The 5,096-nt window shown below is 69.3% G+C and carries 3 protein-coding genes; all 3 read left to right on the top strand.

Annotation, left to right across the window (positions count from 1 at the left end):
• A partial coding sequence (gene pheT, locus K9U40_RS21940; RefSeq protein WP_282892237.1) for a phenylalanine--tRNA ligase subunit beta occupies positions 1-1,778 on the top strand: 1,778 nt, incomplete at its 5' end.
• Between the two features lie 256 nt (positions 1,779-2,034).
• Positions 2,035-3,534 (top strand): phosphomannomutase/phosphoglucomutase, encoded by a 1,500-nt coding sequence (locus K9U40_RS21935; protein ID WP_282892236.1) that lies wholly within the window; start codon positions 2,035-2,037, stop codon positions 3,532-3,534.
• Between the two features lie 287 nt (positions 3,535-3,821).
• A complete protein-coding gene (locus tag K9U40_RS21930; RefSeq protein WP_282892235.1) occupies positions 3,822-5,045 on the top strand; it encodes a TIGR03862 family flavoprotein in 1,224 nt (407 codons plus the stop codon).
• Positions 5,046-5,096 lie beyond the last annotated feature (51 nt).

Below are 5,096 nucleotides of genomic sequence, written 5' to 3'. Positions count from 1 at the left end.
CCGCCCCCCTCTGCCCCGCCTTCGCGCTCCGGGTGGTGAAGGGGGTGAAGAACGGCCCCTCCCCCCAATGGCTGCAGGATCGCCTGCGCGCCATCGGGCTGCGCCCCATCAACGCGCTGGTGGACGTCACCAATTTCATGACGTTCGACCGCAACCGCCCGCTCCACGTCTTCGACCTCGCCAAGGTGAAGGGCAATCTCGTGGTGCGCCGGGGCCGGCCCGGCGAGACCCTGCTGGCGCTGGACGGCAAGACCTACACCCTCGACGAGACCATGTGCGTCATCGCCGACGAGAACGGCGTGGAGAGCCTTGCCGGCATCATGGGCGGGGAGGCTTCCGGCTGCGACGAGGCCACCACCGACGTGGTGATCGAATCCGCCCTCTGGGACGCCATCACCATCGCCCAGACCGGGCGCAGGCTCGGTATCAATTCGGATGCCCGCTTCCGCTTCGAGCGCGGCGTGGACCCCGCCTTCACCGTGCCAGGGCTGGAGCTGGCCACCCACCTCATTCAGGAGATCTGCGGCGGCGAGGCCTCCGAACCGGTGCTGGCCGGCGCCATTCCGGATACCACGCGCACGATTCGCTTCCCCCTCTCCGAGGTGAAGCGCCTCGCCGGGCTGGAGGCTTCCGAACAGGAGATCCGTGGCGTGCTGGAGGCCCTGGGCTTCGCCGTCTCCGGCGCGGCGCCGGTGCTCGACGTGGTGCCGCCCTCCTGGCGCGGCGACATCGAGGGCAAGGCGGACCTGGTGGAAGAGGTGGTGCGCATCCTCGGCCTCGACCGGGTGCCCGCCACCGAGCTGCCACGCGGGGACGACGCCCGCAAGGCGGTGCTGACCCCGCTCCAGTTGCGCAGCCGCAAGGCGCGGCGGGCGCTGGCGGGGCGCGGCATGGTGGAGGCCGTCACCTGGTCCTTCGTCAGCCAGGAGGCCGCGAAAATGTTCGGCGGCGGCGCGCCCCAGCTGGCGCTCTCCAACCCCATCGCCGCCGACCTCTCGGACATGCGGCCGAGCCTGTTGCCGGGCCTCATCAAGGCGGCGGGCACCAATGCCGCGCGCGGCTTCGCCGACGTGGCCCTGTTCGAGGTGGGCCAGATCTTCGCCGGCGACGGCCCGGCGGACCAGCGGCAGGCGGCCTCCGGCATAAGGCGCGGCACGGCGAAGCCCACGGGCGCCGGCCGCCACTGGTCCGGCACCGCCGGCGCGGTGGACGTGTTCGACGCCAAGGCCGATGCGCTGGCGGCGCTCGCCGCCTGCGGGGCGCCGGTGGCGAACCTCCAGGTCACCACCGATGCGCCGGGCTGGTACCATCCCGGCCGCTCGGGCACCCTGCGCCTCGGCTCCAACGCCATGGCCCATTTCGGCGAGGTCCACCCCGCCGTGCTGGAGGCGCTGGACGTGGCCGGCCCGCTGGTGGCGTTCGAGATCATCCTCGACAGGATCCCCGAGCCCAAGGCCAAGGCGACGCGGGTGAAGCCCGCCCTCGACCTCTCCGCCTTCCAGGCGGTGAAGCGCGACTTCGCCTTCGTGGTGGGCCGCGAGGTGGCGGCCGCCGACATCCTGAAGGCCGCCCAGGGCGCCGACAAAAAGCTGGTGACCGCCGTGGGCATCTTCGACCTCTATGAGGGCAAGGGCATCGACCCCGACAAGAAGTCGGTGGCGGTGGAGGTCACCCTCCAGCCGCGCGAGCGCACCTTGACCGACAAGGACATCGAGGAGGTGGCGGGCCGCATCGTGGCGGAAGTCACCAGGAAGACCGGCGCCACCCTGCGGGCCTGAGCGCCCGACCCCATTCGCGGCGGCGCTCATGCTGCACCGCCGCGAATGCAATTTGCGAAAGGATGCGGAGGAGGCGCCGGGCTGTGCTTCCGAATCATCCGCTGGCGCGTCGCAAGACGCAAATTCGTTATTAAAATACCTCTTTAATGCTACCTTTTGCCATCTCTGGAGCTATTCTCAAGCTTCCGGCGTTCGTTCAGTCATGAAACCGTGCTATCTCGCAGCTGCGAAATTCAGGCCCGCAGGAGCTCTCTGCATGTTCCCCACACCCAAGCCGGTCTTGACCCCCAACACCTACGCTTACGAGTCCGAGCCCATGGTGAAGCCGACCGGCTTCCGGGAATATGACGCGCGCTGGTTGTTCCAGAAGGAAATCAACCTGATGGGCGTGCAGGCGCTGGGCATGGGCCTCGGCACCCTGATGCACGAGATGGGCGTGAAGCCGGAGATCGTCACCGGCCACGATTTCCGCTCCTATTCGTCCTCCATCAAGCTGGCGCTGGTCTCCGGCCTCATGGCGGCGGGCATCAAGGTGCACGACATCGGCCTCGCCATGTCGCCCATGGCCTATTTCGCCCAGTTCGCCCTGGACGTGCCGGCGGTGGCCATGGTGACCGCCTCCCACAACGACAATGGCTGGACCGGCGTGAAGATGGGCGTCAACCGCCCCCTCACCTTCGGCCCCGACGAGATGACGAAGCTCAAGGAGATCGTCCTCGGCGCCAAGTTCAACCTGAAGGGCGGCGGCTCCTACGTGTTCGTGGAGAACTTCCCCGAGGTCTACATCAAGGACCTCACCGACCGCCCCAAGCTGAAGAACCCCATCAAGGCGGTGGTGGCCTGCGGCAACGGCACCGCCGGCGCCTTCGCCCCGAAGATCCTGGAGGCGCTGGGCGTCGAGGTGATTCCGCTCGACACCGAGCTCGACCACACCTTCCCCAAGTACAACCCGAACCCCGAGGACATGGAAATGCTCCATGCCATGCGGGACGCGGTGCTGGAGCACAAGGCGGACGTGGCGCTGGGCTTCGACGGCGACGGCGACCGCTGCGGCGTGGTGGACGACACCGGCGAGGAGATCTTCGCCGACAAGGTGGGCGTGCTGCTCGCCCGCGACCTCGCCAAGATCTACCCCAACGCCACCTTCGTGGTGGACGTGAAGTCCACCGGCCTGTTCGCCACCGATCCCGAGCTGATCAAGCTGGGCGTGAAGGCGGACTACTGGAAGACCGGCCACTCCTACATGAAGCGCCGGGTGAACGAGACCGGCGCCCTCGTGGGCTTCGAGAAGAGCGGCCACTATTTCTTCAACAAGCCCGTGGGCCGCGGCTATGACGACGGCCTCGTCTCCGCCATCGCCGTGCTCGACATGCTGGACCGCAACCCCGGCAAGAAGCTCTCCGAGCTGCGCGAGGCCCTGCCCAAGACCTGGTCCTCGCCCACCATGTCGCCCCACTGCGCGGACGAGGCCAAGTACGGCATCGTCGCCAAGGTGGTGGAGCATTACGAGAAGCTGGCCAAGGACGGAGCCAAGGTCACCGGCCAGGCCATCCGCGACCTCGTGACGGTGAACGGCGTGCGCGTCACCTGCGAGGACGGTTCCTGGGGCCTGGTGCGCGCCTCCTCCAACAAGCCCGAACTGGTGGTGGTGGTGGAGAGCCCGGTCTCCGACGAGCGCATGCGCGAGATGTTCAAGGAAGTGGACGGCGTGCTGCGCACCTTCCCGGAAGTGGGCGAATACAACCAGACCATCTGAGGGAGGCGGCCCGCCGCCTCTTTTTCGGCGCGCGAGTGCTTTAGAGCGCGATCCGATCAGATTGAATCAATCTGATCGGTGAATCGCCCTCTGAGTTCAAGAAAGAGAACGCGTTGCCCGATCAGCTTGCGATGCAAGCTGATCGGCGCGTGCTCTAGCCTTGCAATTCTTCGACCCTCCGCCGTCGTCCGGCGGAGGGTTTCTCGTTTCAGGGCTCAACCCGCAGCGACGGGCGCCCCCCTCCCCGCACCGGTCACAGACCGGGGCCCCTGGCATAAGGCAACAGATTGCCCCTCGACGCGCCTTTCATCGCCATCGTCGGCGCCGGCCCCGCGGGCCTCGCCGCGGCGGAGATCCTCTCCGCCGCCGGCGCGCGCGTGGCGGTCTATGACCGCATGCCCTCCGTCGCCCGCAAGTTCCTCATGGCCGGGCGTGGCGGGCTCAACCTGACCCATTCGGAACCGCTTGCGCGCTTCCTCACGCGCTACGGCAAGGCAGCGGAGCGCCTCGCCCCGGCGCTGGAAGCCTTCCCGCCGGACGCCCTGCGCCAATGGGCTTTGGGGCTGGGCGAGGAGACCTTCGTCGGCTCCAGCGGGCGGGTGTTCCCCTTAAGCTTCAAGGCCTCGCCCCTGCTGCGCGCGTGGCTGGCGCGGCTTTCGGCGCAGGGCGTCGCCTTCCACCTGCGCCACGCCTTCCGGGGCTGGAGCCCGTCGGGCGCCGTGCTGTTCGACACCCCCGACGGCGCGGTGGAGGAAAAGGCTGATGCCGTGCTGCTGGCGCTGGGCGGCGCCTCCTGGCCGCGCCTCGGCTCGGACGGCAGCTGGGTGGAGGGGCTGCGGGCCGCCGGCGTTCCGGTGAATGCGCTTTCCCCCTCCAACATGGGCGTGAGCATCGGCTGGTCGGAGGTGTTCCGCGCCCGCTTCGCCGGCACGCCACTGAAGCGCATCGCCCTGCGCTTCGGCAAGACTGTGGTGCGCGGCGAGGCGGTGGTGACGGCCTCGGGACTGGAAGGCGGCGCCATCTACGCCCTTTCCGCCGACCTGCGCCGGGCGCTGGGCCATCGTTCCATCACCCTCCACCTCGACCTGCGCCCGGACCTGGACGAAAAGGCCCTCGCCGCCCGGCTCGCCGCCGCCCCGGTCAAGGCTTCCTTCTCCACCGTGCTGGCCAAGCATGGCGGGCTTGCCCCGGTGGCGGCGAACCTCGTGCGCGAGGTCGCCGGCCCGGCCCGGCCGGACGCGGCGGCCCTCGCCCGCCTCATCAAGGCGCTGCCGCTGGAGGTGACCGGCCATGCCGGGCTTGAGCGCGCCATCTCCACCGCCGGCGGCATCGCCTGGAGCGCGGTCGGCGCCGACTACGCCCTCTGCGGCCTGCCGGCCCACCTGCCGCCGGTGTTCGCCGCCGGCGAGATGCTGGACTGGGAGGCCCCCACGGGGGGCTACCTGCTGCAGGCCTGCTTTTCCACCGGCCGCGCCGCCGCCGAGGGCATCAAGGCGCGGCTGAACTTTTGAAGAGAACCGCCGTCGCGCCCCCTCTCCCGCGTGCGGGGGAGGGTTGGGGAG

Origin of the sequence: Xanthobacter autotrophicus (genome assembly GCF_030015065.1) — a bacterium.
GTDB classification, from domain to species: Bacteria; Pseudomonadota; Alphaproteobacteria; order Rhizobiales; family Xanthobacteraceae; genus Xanthobacter; species Xanthobacter autotrophicus_D.
This window is presented reverse-complemented; position numbering and strand designations above follow the sequence as displayed.